Origin of the sequence: Pseudonocardia kongjuensis (assembly GCF_039526905.1) — a bacterium.
GTDB lineage: Bacteria > Actinomycetota > Actinomycetes > Mycobacteriales > Pseudonocardiaceae > Pseudonocardia > Pseudonocardia kongjuensis.
In genome coordinates this window covers 145,900-165,226 of record NZ_BAAAJK010000001.1, presented here as the reverse complement: position 1 = coordinate 165,226, position 19,327 = coordinate 145,900, and the positions used below count along the sequence as shown (strand labels likewise).

Below are 19,327 nucleotides of genomic sequence, written 5' to 3'. Positions count from 1 at the left end.
CCTCCTCGGTCGTTCGCGCGTGCGTAGGGGCTACGACCCTGGCACATCCGGGGCCGGGCGCGCCGGATCCGGCACCGAACGGGTCGGCGGGTCGCCCACCGCAACCGGCCGGGACGACTCGGCGGCGGCGAGCCCGCGGTCGATCGCGTCCAGCGCGGCGTTCTCCAGGGCGCCGCCGCCGGCGTGCCGGGCCAGCCGGTCGGCGAGGCCGGCGGGCAGGTCGAGGCGCAGCCGGACCGGCTCCCCGGCCCCGGTCCCGCCACCGACCTGGGCCGGTGCCGTGGCCGGGTCAGGGGCCCCGCCGTCGGGTGCCGGGCGCGGGCGCAGCACCGCGGCGAGCACCGGCAGCGCGATGGTGCCGAGCGCGTCGACGATCCCGGCGACCCCCAGCCACCGCCAGTACCCGTCGTCGCCGCTGCCCGGGATCGCGCCGTCGGTGAGCACCGGGAGCAGGATCATCGTCGCGACCACCGCGATCGCGGCGAGCGTCGCCGCCAGCCCGGCCCGGATCACCCGGTGCCGGTTGCCGGCGAGCAGCAGGAGCAGGTTGGCGTGCGCCAGGCTCACCGCGAGCACGCTGAGCACGACGAACGACTTGAACAGGCCCTCCTCGGGCCCGGTCGCCGACGCCCAGTCCCGCCAGATCAGCGCCAGCGCGCAGATCGCGGCCCCGGCGCCGGCGACGATCCCGGCGAAACCGACCACCCGCACGGCGCGGGTGACGACGGCGAGATGGCACAGCGCCGTCGTGCCGAACGCGGCGACCACCAGCGTGGTCAGCACGATCCGGAACTGCAGCTCGCCGAAGTCCCCGCCGAGCAGCGCGACGATGCCCAGCAGGGAGGCGACGAGCAGCGCACCGACCACCGCGACGATCATCGCGCGGCGCACCCCGCGCACGGTCCCGGCGGAGGTCACGGACTCGGCTCGGCTCATGCGCCGCAACCTAGCCCCCCGGCGCGCGCCGCCACCTGCGTAGCACTACGGGCCGGCGGGATCAGACGCCGCGCTCCACCGGCAGCCGGCCGGCCGCGACGGCGGCGGTGACCGCCTCGAAGTCGGCCTCGGCGACGTCGGCGTACCCGGCGGCCCACCCGGCCGTCGCCACTGCGAACCGCTCGGACCGGCCGAGGTAGCCGGCGATCACCCGGCCGCCCGGGGACTGCCCGTGCGCGCGGGCGAGCAGCGCCCCGCAGAGCGCGCCGTAGGCGCGGAACTCCACCGGGGACAGCGCGGCCGGGTCGATCGAGCCCTTCATGTCGCGGAACTGGCGCCAGTAGTAGTCGACCCGCGGCCGGTCGTCGGACTCCCCCGCCCAGCCGGTGATCCAGCCGAGGAACGGGTCCGAGGTGGCCTGTAGGATGCGCTGCCCGGCGACCACCCGGTGGCCCTCGACGTGGTCGGCGGCGCCCTCGTAGCCGGGGATCACCGCCGGCCGGCCGCCGTGGCTGGTCAGCACCGACGCCTGCGCCTCCTTGGCCTGCAGGAACAGCACCTCCCCGGCCGGCCCCTCCAGCGCGATCAGGTAGCAGCGGGTCCCGACGCTGCCGACGCCGACCACCCGCAGCGCGAAGTCCACCGGCCGGAACTGGGCCAGCAGGAACGCGACGTCCTCGCGCAGCGTGGAGCGGTACTGGTCGAACAGCTCCGGGATGTCGTCGGCGGACGCGTGGTTCACGTGCTGCAGCACCGGCGGCTGGTCGTCGATCCGCAGCACGCCGTTCTCGGACTGCACGGTGAGCTTGCGCAGCACCTGCTCCGAGGTGCGGCCGCGGGCCTTGTCGGTGGCCTTGAGCCAGGTCCGGCGGCCCGCCTCGCCGAGCCGCTCGGCGACGTCGGAGGTGTCCACCCGGTAGAAGTAGCGCTCCACCGCGGACAGCTCGACGAACTGCCGCAGGACCCGGCGGTAGGAGTCGGCGGCGGCGACCACCGCGTCCGAGCAGGCGTCCTCGGACAGGCCGATGTCCCGGCCGCCGATGTGGACGCTCGCCGCGAGCCGGCGGACGTCCCACTCCCACGGCCCGACGCCGGCCTCGTCGAAGTCGTTGAGGTCGAACACGAGCTCGCGCTCCGGCGAGGCGTAGAACCCGAAGTTGGAGATGTGCGCGTCGCCGCACAGCACCACGTCGATCCCGGAGACCGGCGCGTCGCGCAGGTCCCGGGCCATCAGCGCGGCGCCGCCGCGGTAGAAGGCGAACGGCGACTGGAGCATCCGCCCGACCCGGACCGGGACGAGATCGGGGAGCCGGGAGGCGTGCTGGCCCTCCAGCAGCCCGACCGGGTCGCGGTCGTCGGGCAGCACCAGCCGCGCCTGGTCACGGCGCTTCAGGTTCGTCCTGGCCCGCTTGGCCCCGTCCCGCACGGTGGTCATCCGGTTCCTCCCCGAGGGTGTGACAGACGATCACGATAGCCACGGGGAGGACCGGTCCGATCAGGAGGCGCCGGGTGTGAACAGCACCTTCACCGCGTCGTCGGACTTCTCCTGGAACATCGCGTAGGCGTCGGGCGCCTGCTCCAGCGGGAGCCGGTGGGTGGCGAAGTCGTCGACGCCCAGCGGGTCGTCGTCGCCGAGCAGCGGAAGCAGCTCGGGCACCCAGCGCCACACGTTGGCCTGGCCCATCCGCAGCTGGATCTGCTTGTCGAACAGGGTGAGCATCGGCAGCGGGGTGGCGCTGCCGCCGTAGACGCCGGACAGCGACACGGTGCCGCCGCGGCGGACCAGCGAGATCGCCAGCTCCAGCGCCGTCGTCGGGTCGGCGCCCATCTTCTGCATCAGGGTCTGCCCGATGCCGGACGGCGCGACCGCGGCCAGCTTCTGGCCGGTGCTCGCCAGCGGCGAGCCGTGCGCCTCCATCCCGACGGCGTCGATGACGGCGTCGGCGCCGCGGCCGTGGGTCAGCCCCTGGACGGCCTCGCGCACCTCGTCGTCGCCGTTGCGCAGGTCGAGCGCGGTGGTGCCGCGGGCCTGCGCCCGGCGCAGCCGCTCCGGGACCAGGTCGACGCCGATCACCTGGGCCACGCCGAGCCGGCGCGCGATCCGGGTGCACATGTCGCCGATCGGCCCGAGGCCGAGCACGACGAGCGTGCCGTCCTTCGGCGTGTCCGCGTACTGCACGGCCTGGTAGGCGGTGGGCAGCACGTCGGACAGGTAGACGAAGCGGTCGTCCGCCGGGCCCTCCGGCACCGCGATCGGCAGCGAGTTGCCGAACGGGACGCGCAGGTACTCGGCCTGCCCGCCGGGCACCTGGCCGTAGAGCTTGGTGTAGCCGAACAGCGACGCCCCCATCCCCATCTCGCGGTTCTGGGTGGTCTCGCACTGCGACTGCAGTCCCTGCCCGCAGGTCCAGCAGTTCCCGCAGCTCACGTTGAACGGGACCACCACCCGGTCCCCGACCGACAGCGCGGTCACCGCGGACCCGGTCTCGGCGACGATCCCCATGGGTTCGTGACCGAGCACGTCACCGGGATCGAGGAACGGGCTGAGCACCTCGTAGAGGTGCAGGTCGGAGCCGCAGAGCCCGCTGCTGGTGATCCGGACGATCACGTCGTCGGGCTGCTCGATCACCGGGTCCGGGACGGTGTCCACCCGGACGTCGCGGTGGCCGTGCCAGGTCAGTGCGCGCATGTGTTCTCCTCGTTGTCGGCTGCCCGCCGCCTACCCGGGTCCGGCCGGTGAAAACCGCTGGTGCGCAACCGATCAGCGGGCGGTCGCGTGCAGCAGCCTGCCCTCGACGACGCCGTCGGCGATCAGCGCGCCGATCCGCCGGGACTGCTCCTGGGCGGCGGCGAACCGCGGGTCGTCGCCGTGGTCGCGGTCCAGGACGCTCTCGACCCGGTCGATCCGCTGCCGCCACGCCGCGGGGGCCGGCGGCAGCTCGGTCAGCGCCACCTCGGCGGTGCGGGCGAACCCGGCCGCCGCCAGCAGCTCGTGCACCGCGGTCCGGGCCGGGAACAGGTTCCCGTCCGGCGCGCCGGGCGGGCGCGGCCGGTCCGCGACGAACACCAGCAGGCCCAGCGATCCGCCAGGGCGCAGCACCCGGTGCGCCTCCGCGAGCACCGCGGCCTTGTCGCGCACCGTGCACAGCACGCCGAGGTTCCAGCAGGCCCGCACCGACGCCGTCGCCAGCGGCAGCGCGTCGCCGCCGCCGACCACGGCGGGCAGGCCGAACATCGTCGCGGCCGCCCGGCACGCCGCCGGCATCGGGTCGATCACCACCGGGGCGGCACCGGTGGTCCGCCGGGCGTAGGCGGCCGGGCCGCCGGTGCCGCCGCCGACGTCGGCGAGCAGGTCGCCGGGGCGCAGCCCGCACCGCGCGGCCAGCCAGTCCAGCCCGGCCGGGCTGGCGCTGCCGCGGCAGGCGGCCGGCTCGGCATGGTCGTCGCCGAGCTCGGCGACCGCGTGGCCGGTCCAGCCGGCGACGGTGTCGAACTCGAGCTCCATGCGCTCCGGGACGGGATCGGCCATGCGTGCGGGCTACCCGGTGCCGGGCGGTCTACCCGCGGACCCGGTCCCGGATCCGGCGGGCGATCTCGGCCTTGATCCCGGTGGCGGCGGTGTCGTCGGCGGAGGTGCCGCGGCCGGACAGGTTCACCCCGGCGACGCCGTCCACCGCGAGCAGCGCGACGGCCTCGTCGACGGCGGCACCGATCCCGGCCTCCACCGGGTCCGGTGCGGCCAGCACCGCCCGCACCGTGGCCGGATCGAGCTCCAGGCCGGGGAACGCCTGCAGGGTCCGCGCACCGGCCTCGTCGGTGAACACGGCGACCCCGGCCAGCACCGGCAGGGTCGCGCCGGCGCCGCGGGCCCGGTCGACGAACCGGGCCACCCGGGCCGGCGAGCCGGCGTGGTTGAGCACGGCGGCGCCGGCCCCGGCCCGCTGCTTCTCGGCGAGCCGGGCCGGCCGCAGGTCCACCGGCGGCGCGGCGGGCGCCTCCGGCACGACGGCGGCCAGCCCGGCCCCGGCGGCCAGCCCGGCCAGCCGGGTGCCGTCCAGGTCGAACACCTGGCTGACGTCCGGTCGCACGCCGGGGGCGCGGGCGTCGCCGGTCACGCAGAACACGGCGTCGGTGCCCGCGGCGGCCAGTCCGGCGAGGTCCTGCTCCAGGACGACCCGGTTGCGGTCCCGGCAGGTCAGCGTCACCCAGGGCCGTCCGCCGGCCTCCTGGACCAGCGCGGCGAGCAGCGTCGGCGGGAAGTCCGGGGCGTCGTGGTACTGCCCGATCAGCAGCGCGTCACAGCTGCCGGACAGGATCCGGGCGTGCCGGGCGAGCGCCGCGGCGTCGTAGGGCGGGGAGGTCAGGTCGGCGAGCACGACCGGGCCGTCCCCGGCGAGCGCCCGCGGGCGGGCGGACCGCACCGGCGGGTCCGGCCAGCGCACCACCGGGCCCGCGGTGAACGGGCAGGGGCCGGTCCCGAGCTCGCAGCCCAGGTCCGGCCGGACCCCGCCGCAGGGCCCGAAGCGCATCCGCTTCGGACAGTCGCCGGACACCGGCGTCACCCCTTTCCGTGAAGGCCCCTTCGTGACCGGTGGTCGTGATCGCCGATCGTGACACCGGTGGCCCCGGGATGCGCGGGACCGTGCCCGGCGCCTACCGTGCCGCGCCGTGACCGAATCGTCCCGTCCCACCGTCCTCGGCCTCGTCGCCGATCCCGGCCTGCCCACCGAGCTCGCCCACCGGCTCGCCCGCGAGCTGCCCGAGCTGCTCGATCGCGACGCCGACGGCAGCTGGGAGGTCCGGGTCACCGACCACCGGATCGCGCTGGACCGGCACGGCGCACTGCCGATGATCGAGATCGGCGAGCGGGCCCGGGAGCAGGACGATCTCGACGCGGTCGTCCTGATCACCGACCTGCCGCGGCGGGCGGGCAGCGACCCGGTCGTCGCCGACGGCGCCACCGGCGCCCGGGTCGGGCTGGTGTCGCTGCCCGCGCTGGGCGCGTTCGACCAGTACCGGCGCTGCCGGGACACCGTGGTCCGGCTGGTCACCCGGCATCTGTTCCCGTCCCGTGAGCGCGCGGGGGTCGGCCAGGACTCCGATGCCGGCCGGGCGGGCTCGCTGACCCGGCTCGATCCCGCCGACAGCGATTCTCCCGACGACGGCGCCGGCAGCGCGGGCGTCGAGGACGACGTCGACGTCCGGCTCTCCCTCACCGGCCTGCGCGGCCGGGTCCGGCTGCTCGCCGGGCTGGTCCGGGCGAACCGGCCGTGGCGGCTGGTGCCCAGCCTCTCGCCGGCCATCGCGGCGGCGGCCGCGGGAGCGGCGTTCGGCATCTTCTACTCGAACATCTGGGAGCTGGCGAGCGCGCTGAGCGTCGGCAGGCAGGCCACCATCATGCTGGTCGCGCTGACCGGGATGACCACCTGGCTGATCCTGGACAACGGGCTGTGGGAGTCCCGGCGCAGCCGGTCGCTGCGCGAGGAGATGCTGCTGTCGAACCTGTCGACGGTGCTGACGGTCGCGTTCGGCGTGCTCACCATGTACGTGCTGCTGTTCGGGATCACGCTGACCGCGGCGGTGCTGGTGATCCCGCCGGACTATCTCGGCACGAACATCATGCGCGAGGCCGGGATCGGCGACTACCTGATGATCGCCGTGCTGTCGGCGTCGATGGGCACCATCGCCGGTGCGCTGGGATCGGGCTTCGCCGACGAGGGCGCCGTCCGGCAGGCCGCGTACAGCCGCCGCGAGCAGGAGCGGCGGGCCCGGCTCGACCGGGAGGACGAGTCCGGGTCCGGCCGCTGAGGCACCGCTCAGCGGTGCCGCACCGCGTCGGTCAGGAGCAGGTCGGCGTACTCGGCGGGCAGCTGCGCGGCGAGCTTGCCGTACTCCTCGTCGGTCACCGCGACCGAGATCGCGGCCATCGTGGCGCGGGCGTTCCGGCGGGCCTGCGGCTGCGGGACGCCCGCGTCGTCGGCGACGCGGCGGTAGAAGTCGTCGAGGTCGAACCGCTCGCCGGCCCCCTCGGAGCCCAGTGCGGCGCCGAGGTCGCCGGGCAGCTGCGCCGCCAGGTTCCCCGGCCGGCCACCGGCCAGCCGGTGGCCGAGCACGCGCAGGGTGGATCGGACGGCGCGGTCGGCGGCGGCCTGGTCGGGCAGCTCGGCGCTGTCGCGGACGGTGCTGAGGAACATCTCGTACTGCATCACCCGGGGCTACCCGGGCCACCAGTCCCCGACACCTGCCGGGCGGTCGTCGGTCCGGCCGGTCAGAAGTCGGCCTTCGGCATGATGAACCACAGCACCAGGTAGATCACGAACTGCGGGCCGGGCAGCAGGCAGGACAGCACGAACAGCAGCCGCACGGTGTTGCGGCCGAGGCCGAACCGGTCGGCGAGCCCGGCGCAGACCCCGGCGATCACCGTGCCGTTGCGCGGGCGGACCAGGCTGCGGGACTGCGGGACGTTCACCGGGATCTCCTCGGGGTGGGCGACGGGTTGCACAACCCACCCTGGCAGGGCGGGGCGTGAGCGCGCTCAGGGGATACCCCGAGCGCACCCCGGAACAACACCCCTACAGGACGACCAGGTCCCGCGGGTTGCGGTTGAGCCGCTCCGCGCCGTCCGCGGTCACCACGACGATGTCCTCGATCCGGGCGCCCCACTGTCCGGCCTGGTAGATGCCCGGCTCCACGGAGAACGCCATGCCCTCCTCGAGGACCAGGTCGTTGCCGTCCACGATGTAGGGCTCCTCGTGCACGTCCAGGCCGATGCCGTGGCCGGTGCGGTGGATGAAGTGCGCGCCGTGCCCGGCGGCGGCGATGTGCTCGCGGGCGGCCCGGTCGATCGACGCGGCGGTGGCGCCGGGGCGCACCGCGGCGACCGCGCGCTCCTGGGCCTCCTGCAGCACCGCGTAGGTCTCCCGGACGCCCGCTGCGGGCTCCGCGCCGACCGCGTAGGTGCGGGTGCAGTCGGAGTTGTAGCCGCTCGGGAGCGGCCCGCCGATGTCGACGACGACCACGTCGCCGGGCTCGATCACCCGGTCGGACACGTCGTGGTGCGGGCTGGCCCCGTTCGGCCCGGAGCCGACGACGACGAACGCCGCCTCGGTGTGCCCCTCGGCGAGGATCGCCTCGGTGAGATCGGCGGCGACCGCGGCCTCGGTCCGCCCGGGCTTGAGCCACTCGCCGATCCGGGCGTGCACCCGGTCGATCGCCTCGCCCGCGGCGCGCAGCCGGGCCACCTCGGCCGCGTCCTTGCGCATCCGGAGCTCGCGCAGCACCGGGCCGCCGAGGGTCTGCGGGACGTCCGGGAAGGCGTCGCGCAGGCCGAGCACGTGCCGGGCCGGCATGTCGTCGTCCACCGCGACCCGGGTCGGTCCCCCGGCCAGGTCGCTGACCAGCAGGTAGGGGTCCTCGCCGTCGGTCCAGGTGACGAGGTCGATGCCGAGGGCCTCCAGCGGGATGCCGGCCAGGCCGGGCGCCTCCAGCGACGGCACGACCAGGGCGGGCGGCGCGCGGTGCCCGGCCGCCGGGACGATCAGGCAGGTCAGCCGCTCGTGCGACGAACCCTCGAATCCGGTCAGGTACCGCAGGTCGGTACCGGGGGTCAGGAAGAGCACGTCGGTGCCCTGATCGGCGGCGTGCTCGCCGGCCCGGCGGAGCCGGTCGGCGAACAGCCCGGTGGCGACGGCGTCGGTCATGGCTCGCAGCGTATGCGGGCACGCGGGGTGTGCGACCGCCGCCCGGGTACAGCTGCCCACCTGCGGGGAGCGACGATCGTCACGTCCGGCCGGTCACTCCCCGTCGAGCGCGGAGGGCCGCGCGGCGAGGGTCCCGGCGAGCTCGACGAGCTTCACGTTCAGGTCCTGCGAGGTGCGGCGGAGCACGTCGAACGCGGCGTCGGCGGTGAGCCCGCGGCGCGCCATCAGGATGCCCTTGGCCTGCCCGATGACGTCCCGCGAGGCGATCGCCTGCCGCAGCTGCGCCTCCTGCAGGCCGGCGGCGGACACCGCGGTGCAGGAGGCGAGCGCGAGCGAGGCGTGGGTGGACAGCAGCAGCAGCCGGTCCCGGTCGGCGGGGACGAACGCCCCGGGCTCCCGGCCGTACACGTTCAGTGCGCCGGGCAGCCGCGGCGGGACGGCGTCGGGCACCAGCGAGCTCGCCAGCACCGACAGGTAGCCGTGCCGGACGGCGGCCTCGGCGAACTCCGGCCAGCGGTCGTCGGAGCGCAGGTCGTCGGCGTAGGCGAGCGCCGGGCCGTCGGCCCTGGCGGACTCCACGCACGGCCCGCGGCCGCTGCGGTACTGCTCGGCGTCGATGTCGGACGCGGCCGGGCCGGTCTCGACCGGGGTGTGGAAGCAGCCGTCACCGTCCCGCAGGGTGACGCTGACCAGGTCCGCGGCCGGGATCACCCGGCGCACCGCGGCGACCACCCTGGCCAGCACGTCGGCGACCGTGCCGGCGGCCAGCAGCTCACCGGTCAGCGCGGCGAACTCCCTGGCCAGCGGCCCGGCCTCGGCCAGGCCGTCCTCCGCGTGCCCGTTCCGCTCCTGCGCCAGCACGAACCCGTCGCGGTCCACGGCCCACTCCTGCTCACCCCTGCCTACCGGGGCAGTCCCGCTGTGCTCCACCGCCCCATCATGCCGAACGGGTGGTGGCCGGGCGCTCCCCCAGGGGTACCAATGCCAGACTCACCGGCCATGAGCGACCGCCCGCTGATGCTGCTGGACTCCGCGAGCATGTACTTCCGTGCCTATTTCGGTGTCCCGGAGAGCATCACCGCACCCGACGGCACCCCGGTGAACGCGGTGCGCGGGTTCACCGACATGATCGCCCGGCTGGTCACCGAGCACCGGCCGCGCGAGCTGGTGGCGTGCCTGGACCTGGACTGGCGCCCGGCGTTCCGGGTGGCGGCGCTGCCGTCCTACAAGGCGCACCGGGTGGTCGAGGCGAGCCAGGCGGACCAGGTCCCCGCCGGCGTCCCGGAGGAGGTGCCGGACACCCTCGCCCCGCAGGTCCCGGTGATCATGGAGGTGCTGGCGGCGGCCGGGATCTGCACCGCCGGGGCCGAGGGGCACGAGGCGGACGACGTCATCGGGACGCTCGCGCACCGGGCGGAGACCGGGCCGGTGCTGGCGGTGTCCGGGGACCGCGACCTGATCCAGATCGTCCGGGACGAGCCGCAGGTGCGGCTGCTCTACATCGGGCGCGGCCTGAACCGGGCCGAGCTGCTGGACCCGGCCGAGGTCGCGGCGAAGTTCGGGCTGCCCGCGGAGCGGGCCGGCGCGGCCTACGCGGAGATGGCGATGCTGCGCGGCGACCCCTCGGACGGCCTGCCCGGGGTGCCCGGTGTCGGCGCCAAGACGGCTGCCACGCTGGTCGGGCGGTTCGACTCCTGGGGTGAGCTGCTCGCCGCGGTGACCCGGCCGGACGACGGCCGGATGGCGGCCGGGGTGCGGGCGAAGCTGATGGCGGCGAGCGACTACCTGGGCGTCGTCGAGCCGGTGGTGCGGGTGGTGACCGACGCGCCGGTGGCCCTGGACCGGGACCCCGCGCTCCCCCGCACGCCGGCCGATCCGGAGCGGCTCGACGAGCTGGCCGCCCGCTGGGGCCTGGAGTCCTCGGTGCGGCGGCTGCGCACGGCACTGGACGCGGCCGCCTCCTGAGCCCTGCCATGATCGGGGCGTGACCTGTCCCGAGCACGAGGACCCGCTGCAGCCGAGCCGGGCCCACGACGACGCCGTCACCCGGGAGACCGCGGTCCGGGCCGCGGCGGCCGAGCCGATCACCTCGCCGCACGACGGGGCGCCGCCCGCGGTGCGGCGGCTGCTGACCGCTGCGGTGGACGAGCTGGCCGAGCAGCTGCTGGAGCTCTCGCACGGGCTGCACGCCGATCCGGAGACCGCCTTCACCGAGCACCGGGCGGCGGCCGCGGTGGCGGCGCTGCTGGACCGGCACGGGATCGCCGCCGAGATCGGCGGGTACGGCCTGGACACCGCGCTGCGCGCGACGGCGGGGACCGGATCCGGCCCGACGGTCGCGGTGCTCGCCGAGTACGACGCGCTGCCCGGGATCGGGCACGCCTGCGGGCACAACGTCATCTGCTCGGCCGCCGTCGGCGCGTTCCTGGCGCTGGCCCGGCTGCTGGCCCGCGACGACGCCCCGATCGGCACCGTGCTGCTGCTCGGCACCCCGGCCGAGGAGGGCGGCGGCGGCAAGGAGACGATGGCCCGCGCCGGCGCGTTCGACGGGGTCGACGCGGCCGTGATGGTGCATCCGTTCGCGCACGACATCGCCGACCACCCGTTCCTGGGGCGGCGCCAGCTGGAGGTCACCTATCACGGCGTCGCCGCGCACGCGTCGGCCCAGCCGCACATGGGGCGCAACGCGCTGGACGCCGTCGTGCTCGGGTACCAGGGCGTGGCGATGCTGCGCCAGCACCTGCCCGACGGGGACCGGGTGCACGGAATCGTGACCGACGGCGGGCAGGTGCCGAACGTCGTGCCGGAGCGGGCGGCGGCCCGCTACTACCTGCGGTCCCAGGACCCGGAGTCGTTGCTCGACCTCACGACGCGGGTGCAGGCGATCGCGGTCGGTGCCGCCGCGATGACCGGCTGCGGCTACACCCTGACCTGGGACCCGCGGCCGCCGTACCTGCCGATCCGGCACAACCGGACGCTGGCCGCGCGGTGGGCGGTGCACCAGACGGAGCGGGGCCGCACCGTCTGGCCGCGCGGCGTCGTGCCGGAGTCCGAGACCGGATCGACCGACCTGGGGAACGTGTCGCTGCGGGTGCCGTCGATCCATCCGATGCTGGCGATCGCCGAGCCCGGCACCGCCCTGCACACCGTCGGGTTCGCGCAGGCGGCGGGCGGGCCGGGCGGGGACCGGGGCGTCGTCGACGGGGCGGCCGGGCTGGCGCTGGTCGTCGCCGATCTGCTGCACGACGCCGGCCTGCGCGACGCGGTCGCCGCCGAGTTCGCCGCCGCGGGCGGCCCGGTGGACGTGCCGTCGTTCTTCGACCGGTGACTCAGGACGCCCCGGCCGGCGTCCCGCGCGCGGCGCGCAGGCCGAACCCGCCGAGCACCGCGCTGATCAAGACCTCGGCCAGGTAGAGGCCGATCGCCACCGGCCGGGGCAGGTCCGGCGGCAGCGCGGCGAACAGCACCAGGTAGCCCACCCCGACGGCGACGAACCACCGGGGCAGCGCCCCGCTCAGCGCGCCGGCCACCAGCACGAGCAGCACCCCCAGCGCCACCGCGGCCATCCCGCCGACGATCGCCGGGACCAGCACGCCGAGATGGGCGTTCAGCACGTCGAACAGGGCCCGGCCGGCCGGCTCCGGGAGCACCGTGGCGGCGTAGCCGAACGGCAACGCCTCGGCGGTGATCACGAGCGCGAACAGCGTGCCGCCGAGCCCGATCGACGCGGCCCCGGCCAGGGTCAGCGGGCCGGTCCGGCCGCGCGCGAGGAACACGGTGAGCACCGCGATCGCCACGAAGGACACCAGGTAGGCCGGACCACCGAGGTAGAGGTTCACCGGCCAGTAGGCCCCGGCGATCGGCCGGATGTCGTCGTACCGGACGGTGCCGTCGAACGGCGGTTCCCAGGCGGTGAAGGCGACGCGGCCGACCAGGGCGGCGAGCAGCAGCGCGTACAGACCGGTGAGGGCGTGCCCGCGCAGGCGCTGCGGATCCGGTGTCCCGGTGCTGCGGACGGGTGCGGCGGTCGGGATCACGGGGCCTCCTGGCGGTCGGCCGGACGCGGGGGCGTCCGAGCTGCCGGTCAGGATCGGCCGGCCGGGTCCCGCCGGGCATCGGCCTCAGCACCGAGATCGGCGTCGCCGCAGGTCAACGGGTGTCGAACCAGACCCGGGCGGCCTGGACCCTGCGGTTGACGCCGCGGTCCTGTTCGAGCCCGAGCTTGACGAACACCGACCGCAGGTGGGCGTCGACGGTGCGCTCGGAGACGACCAGCTGGGCGGCGATGCCGGCGTTGCTGGCACCCTCGGCGAGCAGGCCGAGCACCTCGGTCTCGCGCCGGGTGAGGCCGGGCACGACCGGCCCGGACCCGGGCGCGGGCGCGGCGTCCCGGGGCCCGGGCGGTGCACCACGGTCGGCGGGGATCCCCGGCGCCTGCTCACCGGGCCGCTGCTCCGGCGGCGGGACGGCGGCCGGCCCGGGCGCCGGGCGCGTGAGCAGCGACCGGATCAGTGCCGACGACCCGGACCAGGCCGCACCGGTGACGACCAGCGTGGTCAGCGCGACCGCCAGCGCGACGGCGGCCGCCCCCAGCCCGGGGCCGGGCGCGGCCAGCAGCGTGCCCACCCCGAGCACCGCGAGCAGGGCCGCGCTCAGCACCGTCGCCCGGACCACCGCGGCGACCCGGCGCGGACCGGCCGGGCCGCGTGCGGCCGGGAGCGCACACCAGGCACCGACGGCCGTGGCGCCGGAGAGCGCGACCAGGAACGCCACCGACCCGAGTTCCGGTTCGACCTGGCCCGGGTCGCGGGCGATCGCGAGCAGCAGGCAGAAGGCGACGGTCAGCGGGGCCGTCGTGGCACCGGCCGCGGCGATCCCGACCCGGGCCCGGGCCGCCGCCCGTGAGGTGAGCGCCGCCCGCCACAGGCTCACCGGGACGATCAGCAGGGCGCCGATCCCGAGCAGCGTCGCGGCGTCACCGGCCGGGGCGAGCGTGGTGCGCCACGCCTCGGGGGCGACCGCGGGCAGCCCGGCGAACGGTGCCGCCGGTTCGCTGAGCAGCAGCGCCGCCAGTACCGCGAGGCCGGTCAGCGCGGTGAGGGCCGGGTGCGTCCACGGCCGCCCGGGACCGGTCCGGATCGCGGCCGACACGCAGAGCTGGACCAGCACCAGCGGCGGCACCCAGGCGACGTTCCAGACGGCGACGGCGACGGTGCCCGCGAGACCGCCGCCCGGCCAGGCGACGACGGCGCAGAGCCCGCTGAACAGGTAGAGCAGCAGCGCGCCGGCGAGCATCCCGGCGTGGGCGGCCGCGGTCGCCGCACCGGCCCCGGCGAGCCGCTCCCGGACCAGCGCCGCGGCGAGCGCGCCGGCCGCGAGCGCGAGGACGCCGACCGGGTCGGCCGGGAACGCGTCGGTCCCGGTCGTCCACCGGACCGCGACGGCGACCGCGATCCCGGCGGTCCCGGCCACCGCGATCCCGGCCGGGAACCACCGCGGCCGGGTCGTTGCCGGGATCGGGACGGCGGTCACGCCGACGAGCGTAGAGCCGGTCAGCGGCCGCGGGGAGCGGCGCGGGTGTGGATCCGCTCCCCCTGCGGACCGAACAGGCTCAGCACCTCGACCGCCCGGTCCGGCGCGGCGGAGCCGAACCAGTGCGGGACGTGCGTGTCGAACTCGGCGGCCTCGCCGGCCCCGAGCACGACGTCGTGCGAGCCCAGCACCAGGCGCAGCCGCCCGTCGAGCACGTAGAGCCACTCGTAGCCCTCGTGCACCCGCGGATCGGGCCGGTCGCCGCGCCACGGGATGAGCATCTTGTACGCCTGCAGACCGCCCGGACGCTCGGTCAGCGGCACGACGGTCGCGCCCTGCGCGCGGCGCGGCCGCAGCCGGACCCGGGGATCCCCGACCGGCGGGGCGGCGACCAGCTCGTCGAGCGGGACCTGGTGCGCCGACGCGATCGGCAGCAGCAGCTCCAGGGTGGGCCGCCGGCCGCCGGACTCGAGCCGGGACAGCGTGCTCACCGAGATGCCGGTGGCCTCCGACAGGTCGGCGAGGGTCATCCCGCGCTCGGTGCGCAGCCCGGCGAGCCGCGGGCCGACCCCGGCCAGGGTGTCCGCGATGGCGTCGTCCATGCCGTCACTTTGCCACTCCGGCAACGACCTTTGCCATTGCGCGCCGGAGCGGGGCAGCCTGGACGCCATGACCTCGTACGACGTGATCGTCATCGGCGGCGGCGCGGCCGGCCTGTCCGCCGCGCTCACCCTGTCCCGGGCCCGCTGGCGGGTGCTGGTGCTCGACGACGGGACGCCCCGCAACGCACCGGCCGCCGGCGTGCACAACTGGCTCACCCGGGACGGCCTGCCGCCCGCCGAGATCGCCCGGATCGGCCGGGCCGAGGTGAGCGGCTACGGCGGCGTCGTGCAGGACGCGCGCGTCGTGTCCGCCACCGCCGACGCCACCGGCGGGTTCACCGTGACCACCGCCGACGGGCAGCGCCGGACCGGGCGCGCGCTGCTCGTCAGCACCGGGCTGACCGACGAGCTGCCCGATCTCGACGGGCTCGCCGGGCACTGGGGCGGCGCGGTGTTCGGCTGCCCGTTCTGCCACGCCTGGGAGCACCGCGACAGCCGGATCGGGGTGCTCTGCACCGGTCCGCACGACCTGGTGAAGGCCCAGCTGGTGACCCGCTGGACCGACGCCGTCACGCTGTTCCTGCACACCGGCCCGGAGCCCGACGACGAGCAGTGGGCCGGGTTCGCCGCCCGCGGCATCACCGTCGTCGACGGGCGGGTGGCCGGCCTCGAGTCCGGCGGCGGGTCCGACGGCGGGTCCGGCGGCGGGTCCGGCCTTGAGTCCGGCGGCGAACGGCTCACCGGGGTACGGCTCGCCGACGGCACCGTCGTGCCCTGCGACGCGCTCGCCGTGTCCCCGCCGGTCCGGGCCCGCGCCGGGTTCCTCGACGGGCTGGGGCTGGTCCCGGTCGCGCACCCGTCCGGGCTCGGCGATCACCTGCCGGTCGACGCGATGGGGGCGACCGGTGTGCCCGGGCTGTACGCGGCCGGGAACGTCACCGACCCGATGGCGACCGTCCCGGTGGCGGTGGCGGCCGGGGCGACCGCCGCCGCGGCGATCACCCGGGACCTGCTGACCGCCGACGTCGCGGCGGCCGTCGCGGCCCGGCACCGGCATCCCGATCCGGCGGCCGACCAGTGGTCGGCCGCCTTCTGGGACGCGCACTACTCGACCCAGGAGCACCTGTGGAGCGGGAACCCGAACCGCTGGCTGGTCACCGACGCGGCCGAGCTCGAACCCGGCCGCGCGCTCGATGCCGGCTGCGGTGAGGGCGGCGACGCGGTCTGGCTGGCCGGGCGCGGCTGGCAGGTGACCGCGACCGACGTCTCGACGGTGGCGGTGGACCGGACCCGGGCGGCGGCGACGGCGGCCGGGGTCGCCGACCGGATCACCCTCGACGTCGCCGACCTGCGCACCCAGCAACCGCCGGAGCGGGCGTTCGACCTGGTCACGGCGCAGTACCTGCACCTGCCGTCGGCGCTGCGCCGGCCCGCGTACGCCCGGCTCGCCGCCGCCGTCGCACCGGGCGGGACGCTGCTGCTGGTCGCCCACCACCCGAAGGACCTGGACGGGCCGCTGCGCCGCCCGCACGACCGGGACCTGTTCGCCGACGAGATCGAGCTCGCCGCCGATCTCGACGAGGCGGAGTGGGAGGTGCAGGCCGCCGACGCCCGGCCGCATCCGGTGACACACCCGGACGGGTACGAGGTGATCGCCCACGACGCCGTCGTCCGGGCCCGCCGGCGGCGCTGATCCCGGCCGGACCGGTCCCTCAGCCGTCCCGGCTCCGTGACGGGTCCGGGCCGGACCAGCGGTGCACCCCCACGTCCTGCGCGGCGCAGGTCCGGTGCATCCACTCGAACGCCGCGGCGAAGACGTCGTTCTGCCGTTCGACGCGGTCCTGCCCGGCCCGGATGTCCGGCAGCAGGGCGGTGAGCTCGGCGCGCAGCGCGTCCTCGTCGACGGTGGTGAGCCTGCCGTCCTCCACGACGGTGCGGCCGGCGACCAGCACCCGGCGCAGCGACGAGCCGTTCTCCGAGTGGACGAGCTGCAGCTCGGCCCGGTTGCGGGGGGTGAAGGCGAGGGTGGACAGGTCGTAGACGAGCAGATCGGCCTGCATGCCGGGGGCGATGGTGCCGATCTCGCGGTGCCGGCGCGCGGTGCGTGCGCCGCCGGCCGTCGCGGCCCGCAGCACCTCGTCGGCCCGCGGCCAGTCGTGGTGGTCGGGCCCGGTGACCTTGTGCAGCAGGGCGGCGGCCTTGAGCACGTCGTGCATCCGGGGGGTGTCGCTGCTGGAGCAGCCGTCGGTGCCCAGCCCGAGCGTGACCCCGGCCCGGTGGTAGCTCCGCCAGGGCGCGATGCCCGAGCCGAGCTTGAGGTTCGACACCGGATTGTGGGCGACGCAGGTGTCGTGCCCGGCGAGCAGGTCGATGTCGGCGTCGGTGACCCAGATGCCGTGCGCGAGGGTGGTGTTGGGGGTCAGCCCGCCGATCCGGTGCAGGTGCTCGACCAGCGTGCGGCCGTGGAACTCGCGGCCGGTGACGGCCTGCACCTTGGTCTCCAGCACGTGGATGTGGCACGGCACGTCGTGTGCGACGGCGAGCTCGGCCGCGCCGCTGATCAGGTCGTCGGTGCAGCGCTGCGGGCCGGACGGCGCCAGCATGTACCGGACCCGGCCCCCGGCCCGGTCCCGGTACCGCTTCAGGGCCTCCTCGCTGAACGCCAGGTACTCCCCCGCGGTCGGCACCGGCCGGGCCCGCACCTCGGCGACGACGTCGGCCGGCAGCCGGTCGGCGGCGTACGGGACGGTGTCGACGAACGGCCGGTTGATCACGTGCCCGGAGACGTCGGCGCGGATCCCGATCCGGTCGTAGGCGTCGACGACGGCGTCGAGCTGGTCGAGGTCCTGGCCGGGGGTCTCCAGCACGTCGTCGACCAGCGTCGTCACCCCGGACTTGAGCGACTCGGCGGCGAACAGCAGGCTGCGCAGCCGGACCAGGTCCGGCGGCAGCGGGCGGGCGCCGAGGATCGGGTAGCTGTACAGCATCCACAGCTCGAGCGGCAGGTTGTCGTAGCGGCCCTTCGCCAGGTACTCCCAGGAGTGCGTGTGGGCGTTGACGAAGCCGGGGCAGACCAGCCGGTCCCGGCCGTCGAGCACGGTGTCGGTGTCGTCGGTGCGCACCCGCGCGCCGACCTCGGTGATGGTGTCGCCGTCGATCCGGATGCTGCGCCGGACCGGGGTGGCCCCGGTGTCGGCGTCCATCGTGAGGACCTCGGCGTCGCGGACGACCAGTGCCATCAGCGCCGCACCGCCCGGCGGCCGGTGCCCGGCACAGGCAGCAGAGCAGGCAGCAGAGCCGCCAGCAGAGCCGCGACGAGGATCCCCTGCACCGCGGGGATGCCCACGTCGAACCAGGCCCCGACGACGGCGGCCGCGGTGCCGCCCAGGTAGGCGAGCAGGCCGGGCAGGCGCACCGCGCCGACCGCGTCCAGCGCGGTGCCCGGGTCCCGCCGCCGCCACGGACCGAGGAAGGTGCCGATGATCGCCCCGCCGAGCGGCGGGATGAGCACGCCGAGCACGACCAGGAAGGTGGTCAGGCCGTCGGTGACGCCGGTCAGCGCGAGCACGATCGCGACCGCCACGCCGCCGACGATGAACGGCCGCTTGTCCGGCCGGCCGGTCAGCTCGGCACCGGCCACCCCGAAGGCGTACGCGGCGTTGTCGTTCGTCGTCCAGAGGTTCGAGATGATCAGGAAGACGGCCAGCCCGATCGAGCCGGTCATGATCAGGATGCCGGAGAAGTCCGGCTCGCCGAAGCCGATGGCGCCGATGCCGCCGAAGAGCAGCATCGCCGACTGCACGACCATGATCGTCACCGCGGTCACGCCGAACGCGAGCCGGCCGCCCGCGGCGAACCGGGTCCAGTTGCCGATCTGGGTGCCGCCGCTGACGAAGGTGCCGATCAGCAGGGTCAGCGCGGCGCCGACGCTGAGCGTGCCGGCGCCGTCCTGGGCCAGCAGCCCGGACCAGCCGCCGGCGTTGCCGACCGCGCCGACCGCGATCCACACGCAGAGCAGCGTCATCAGCGGGACCGAGATCCAGGACAGGAACTCGATGCCGCGGAAGCCGTAGTAGGCGGTGACCGCCATCGCGATCCCGCCGAGCAGCACGACCGGCCAGGTGGGGACGCCCAGCGCGGTGCCGAGCAGGTCGCCGAGCACCGCGATGGTGAACCCGTACCAGCCGACCTGGGTGCCGCCGAGCAGGATCGACGCCCACTTCCCGCCGAGCCGGCCCAGCACCAGCCGGGACAGCAGCACCGTGGTGAGCCCGGTGCGCCCGGCGGCGATCCCGAGCGCGGCGATGTAGAGCGCCAGCACGGCCGCGGCGGTCAGGGCGAGCACCGCGAACGTGGCGAACGAGAACTCCGACGCCACCGCGCCACCGGTGATCATCGTGGGGGTGAAGAAGCCGAACCCGGCGATGACGACGGCGACCGACGCCACGCCCTTGCGTTCGGCGACCGGTATCCGCTCCAGCGGCCGGTCCCGGTCGATCACGGCCGTGCGGGCCGGCGCAGCGGAGGTCGGTGGAGTGGCCACGGGACACCTCGGAC

The 19,327-nt window shown here is 75.9% G+C and carries 18 protein-coding genes; 4 read left to right on the top strand and 14 right to left on the bottom strand.

The genetic code is table 11. The annotated features are described in order from the left end of the window. Positions 1-30: 30 nt before the first annotated feature. The 5 genes from ABD160_RS00755 to ABD160_RS00735 all read right to left on the bottom strand — a co-directional run bounded on the left by ABD160_RS00755 (position 31) and on the right by ABD160_RS00735 (position 5,489). Positions 31-936 carry a hypothetical protein gene (locus tag ABD160_RS00755; RefSeq protein WP_344017542.1) on the bottom strand — a complete coding sequence of 302 codons (906 nt, stop codon included), beginning with the start codon at positions 934-936 and terminating at the stop codon, positions 31-33. Between the two features lie 61 nt (positions 937-997). Beyond that, positions 998-2,371 carry a DUF2252 domain-containing protein gene (locus tag ABD160_RS00750; RefSeq protein WP_344017541.1) on the bottom strand — a complete coding sequence of 458 codons (1,374 nt, stop codon included), beginning with the start codon at positions 2,369-2,371 and terminating at the stop codon, positions 998-1,000. Between the two features lie 60 nt (positions 2,372-2,431). After that, the gene (locus ABD160_RS00745; RefSeq protein WP_344017540.1) at positions 2,432-3,625 is read right to left on the bottom strand and encodes an alcohol dehydrogenase catalytic domain-containing protein; all 1,194 of its coding nucleotides are present in this window, start codon (positions 3,623-3,625) and stop codon (positions 2,432-2,434) included. A 72-nt stretch (positions 3,626-3,697) separates the two neighbouring features. Continuing rightward, entirely contained in the window at positions 3,698-4,465 is a 768-nt protein-coding gene (locus tag ABD160_RS00740; RefSeq protein ID WP_344017539.1) for a class I SAM-dependent methyltransferase, read from the bottom strand. Between the two features lie 28 nt (positions 4,466-4,493). Continuing rightward, a complete protein-coding gene (locus ABD160_RS00735; RefSeq protein WP_344017538.1) occupies positions 4,494-5,489 on the bottom strand; it encodes a methylenetetrahydrofolate reductase in 996 nt (331 codons plus the stop codon). Positions 5,490-5,604: 115 nt separating this feature from the next. Between ABD160_RS00735 and ABD160_RS00730 the strand changes: the two genes are divergently transcribed. Further along, complete coding sequence (locus tag ABD160_RS00730) at positions 5,605-6,744, top strand: hypothetical protein (protein WP_344017537.1); 1,140 nt, start codon at positions 5,605-5,607, stop codon at positions 6,742-6,744. Positions 6,745-6,752: 8 nt separating this feature from the next. Here the strand turns inward: ABD160_RS00730 and ABD160_RS00725 are convergent, their stop codons facing one another. From ABD160_RS00725 to ABD160_RS00710, 4 genes are all read right to left on the bottom strand, one after another. Continuing rightward, positions 6,753-7,142 (bottom strand): DUF2267 domain-containing protein, encoded by a 390-nt coding sequence (locus ABD160_RS00725; protein WP_344017535.1) that lies wholly within the window; start codon positions 7,140-7,142, stop codon positions 6,753-6,755. A gap of 62 nt (positions 7,143-7,204) precedes the next feature. Continuing rightward, positions 7,205-7,405 (bottom strand): PspC domain-containing protein, encoded by a 201-nt coding sequence (locus ABD160_RS00720; RefSeq protein ID WP_344017534.1) that lies wholly within the window; start codon positions 7,403-7,405, stop codon positions 7,205-7,207. A 103-nt stretch (positions 7,406-7,508) separates the two neighbouring features. Then, complete coding sequence (locus ABD160_RS00715) at positions 7,509-8,636, bottom strand: M24 family metallopeptidase (protein WP_344017533.1); 1,128 nt, start codon at positions 8,634-8,636, stop codon at positions 7,509-7,511. A 93-nt stretch (positions 8,637-8,729) separates the two neighbouring features. After that, positions 8,730-9,515 (bottom strand): ANTAR domain-containing protein, encoded by a 786-nt coding sequence (locus tag ABD160_RS00710; RefSeq protein ID WP_344017532.1) that lies wholly within the window; start codon positions 9,513-9,515, stop codon positions 8,730-8,732. Between the two features lie 120 nt (positions 9,516-9,635). Here ABD160_RS00710 and ABD160_RS00705 point away from each other — a divergent pair, with 120 nt between their 5' ends. Both ABD160_RS00705 and ABD160_RS00700 read left to right on the top strand, forming a co-directional pair. Continuing rightward, a complete protein-coding gene (locus ABD160_RS00705; protein WP_344017531.1) occupies positions 9,636-10,601 on the top strand; it encodes a 5'-3' exonuclease in 966 nt (321 codons plus the stop codon). A gap of 19 nt (positions 10,602-10,620) precedes the next feature. Continuing rightward, positions 10,621-11,964: a M20 family metallopeptidase gene (locus tag ABD160_RS00700; protein WP_425563560.1), complete on the top strand. Its 1,344-nt coding sequence runs from the start codon at positions 10,621-10,623 to the stop codon at positions 11,962-11,964. 1 nt (position 11,965) lies between these two features. Here ABD160_RS00700 and ABD160_RS00695 read toward each other — a convergent pair whose 3' ends face one another. From ABD160_RS00695 to ABD160_RS00685, 3 genes are all read right to left on the bottom strand, one after another. Continuing rightward, on the bottom strand, positions 11,966-12,673 hold the full coding sequence (locus ABD160_RS00695; RefSeq protein ID WP_344017530.1) for a hypothetical protein: 708 nt from the start codon (positions 12,671-12,673) through the stop codon (positions 11,966-11,968). A 112-nt stretch (positions 12,674-12,785) separates the two neighbouring features. Beyond that, complete coding sequence (locus ABD160_RS00690) at positions 12,786-14,168, bottom strand: helix-turn-helix domain-containing protein (protein ID WP_344017529.1); 1,383 nt, start codon at positions 14,166-14,168, stop codon at positions 12,786-12,788. A gap of 20 nt (positions 14,169-14,188) precedes the next feature. Further along, entirely contained in the window at positions 14,189-14,770 is a 582-nt protein-coding gene (locus ABD160_RS00685) for a helix-turn-helix domain-containing protein (protein WP_344017528.1), read from the bottom strand. Positions 14,771-14,837: 67 nt separating this feature from the next. Between ABD160_RS00685 and ABD160_RS00680 the strand changes: the two genes are divergently transcribed. Then, the gene (locus ABD160_RS00680; protein ID WP_344017527.1) at positions 14,838-16,463 is read left to right on the top strand and encodes an FAD-dependent oxidoreductase; all 1,626 of its coding nucleotides are present in this window, start codon (positions 14,838-14,840) and stop codon (positions 16,461-16,463) included. 19 nt (positions 16,464-16,482) lie between these two features. On the opposite strand, the gene ABD160_RS00675 is transcribed toward ABD160_RS00680, so the two are convergent. Next, entirely contained in the window at positions 16,483-18,009 is a 1,527-nt protein-coding gene (locus ABD160_RS00675) for an amidohydrolase family protein (RefSeq protein ID WP_344017526.1), read from the bottom strand. After that, on the bottom strand, positions 18,009-19,313 hold the full coding sequence (locus ABD160_RS00670) for a cytosine permease (RefSeq protein WP_344017525.1): 1,305 nt from the start codon (positions 19,311-19,313) through the stop codon (positions 18,009-18,011). The genes ABD160_RS00675 and ABD160_RS00670 overlap by 1 nt, the downstream gene beginning before the upstream one ends. Positions 19,314-19,327 lie beyond the last annotated feature (14 nt).

Coding starts and splice junctions, on each gene's coding strand:
- ABD160_RS00755 (WP_344017542.1), bottom strand. CDS start 936: ATGAGCCGAGCCGAGTCCGTGACCTCCGCCGGGACCGTGCGCGGGGTG.
- ABD160_RS00750 (WP_344017541.1), bottom strand. CDS start 2,371: ATGACCACCGTGCGGGACGGGGCCAAGCGGGCCAGGACGAACCTGAAG.
- ABD160_RS00745 (WP_344017540.1), bottom strand. CDS start 3,625: ATGCGCGCACTGACCTGGCACGGCCACCGCGACGTCCGGGTGGACACC.
- ABD160_RS00740 (WP_344017539.1), bottom strand. CDS start 4,465: ATGGCCGATCCCGTCCCGGAGCGCATGGAGCTCGAGTTCGACACCGTC.
- ABD160_RS00725 (WP_344017535.1), bottom strand. CDS start 7,142: ATGCAGTACGAGATGTTCCTCAGCACCGTCCGCGACAGCGCCGAGCTG.
- ABD160_RS00715 (WP_344017533.1), bottom strand. CDS start 8,636: ATGACCGACGCCGTCGCCACCGGGCTGTTCGCCGACCGGCTCCGCCGG.
- ABD160_RS00705 (WP_344017531.1), top strand. CDS start 9,636: ATGAGCGACCGCCCGCTGATGCTGCTGGACTCCGCGAGCATGTACTTC.
- ABD160_RS00685 (WP_344017528.1), bottom strand. CDS start 14,770: ATGGACGACGCCATCGCGGACACCCTGGCCGGGGTCGGCCCGCGGCTC.
- ABD160_RS00680 (WP_344017527.1), top strand. CDS start 14,838: ATGACCTCGTACGACGTGATCGTCATCGGCGGCGGCGCGGCCGGCCTG.
- ABD160_RS00675 (WP_344017526.1), bottom strand. CDS start 18,009: ATGGCACTGGTCGTCCGCGACGCCGAGGTCCTCACGATGGACGCCGAC.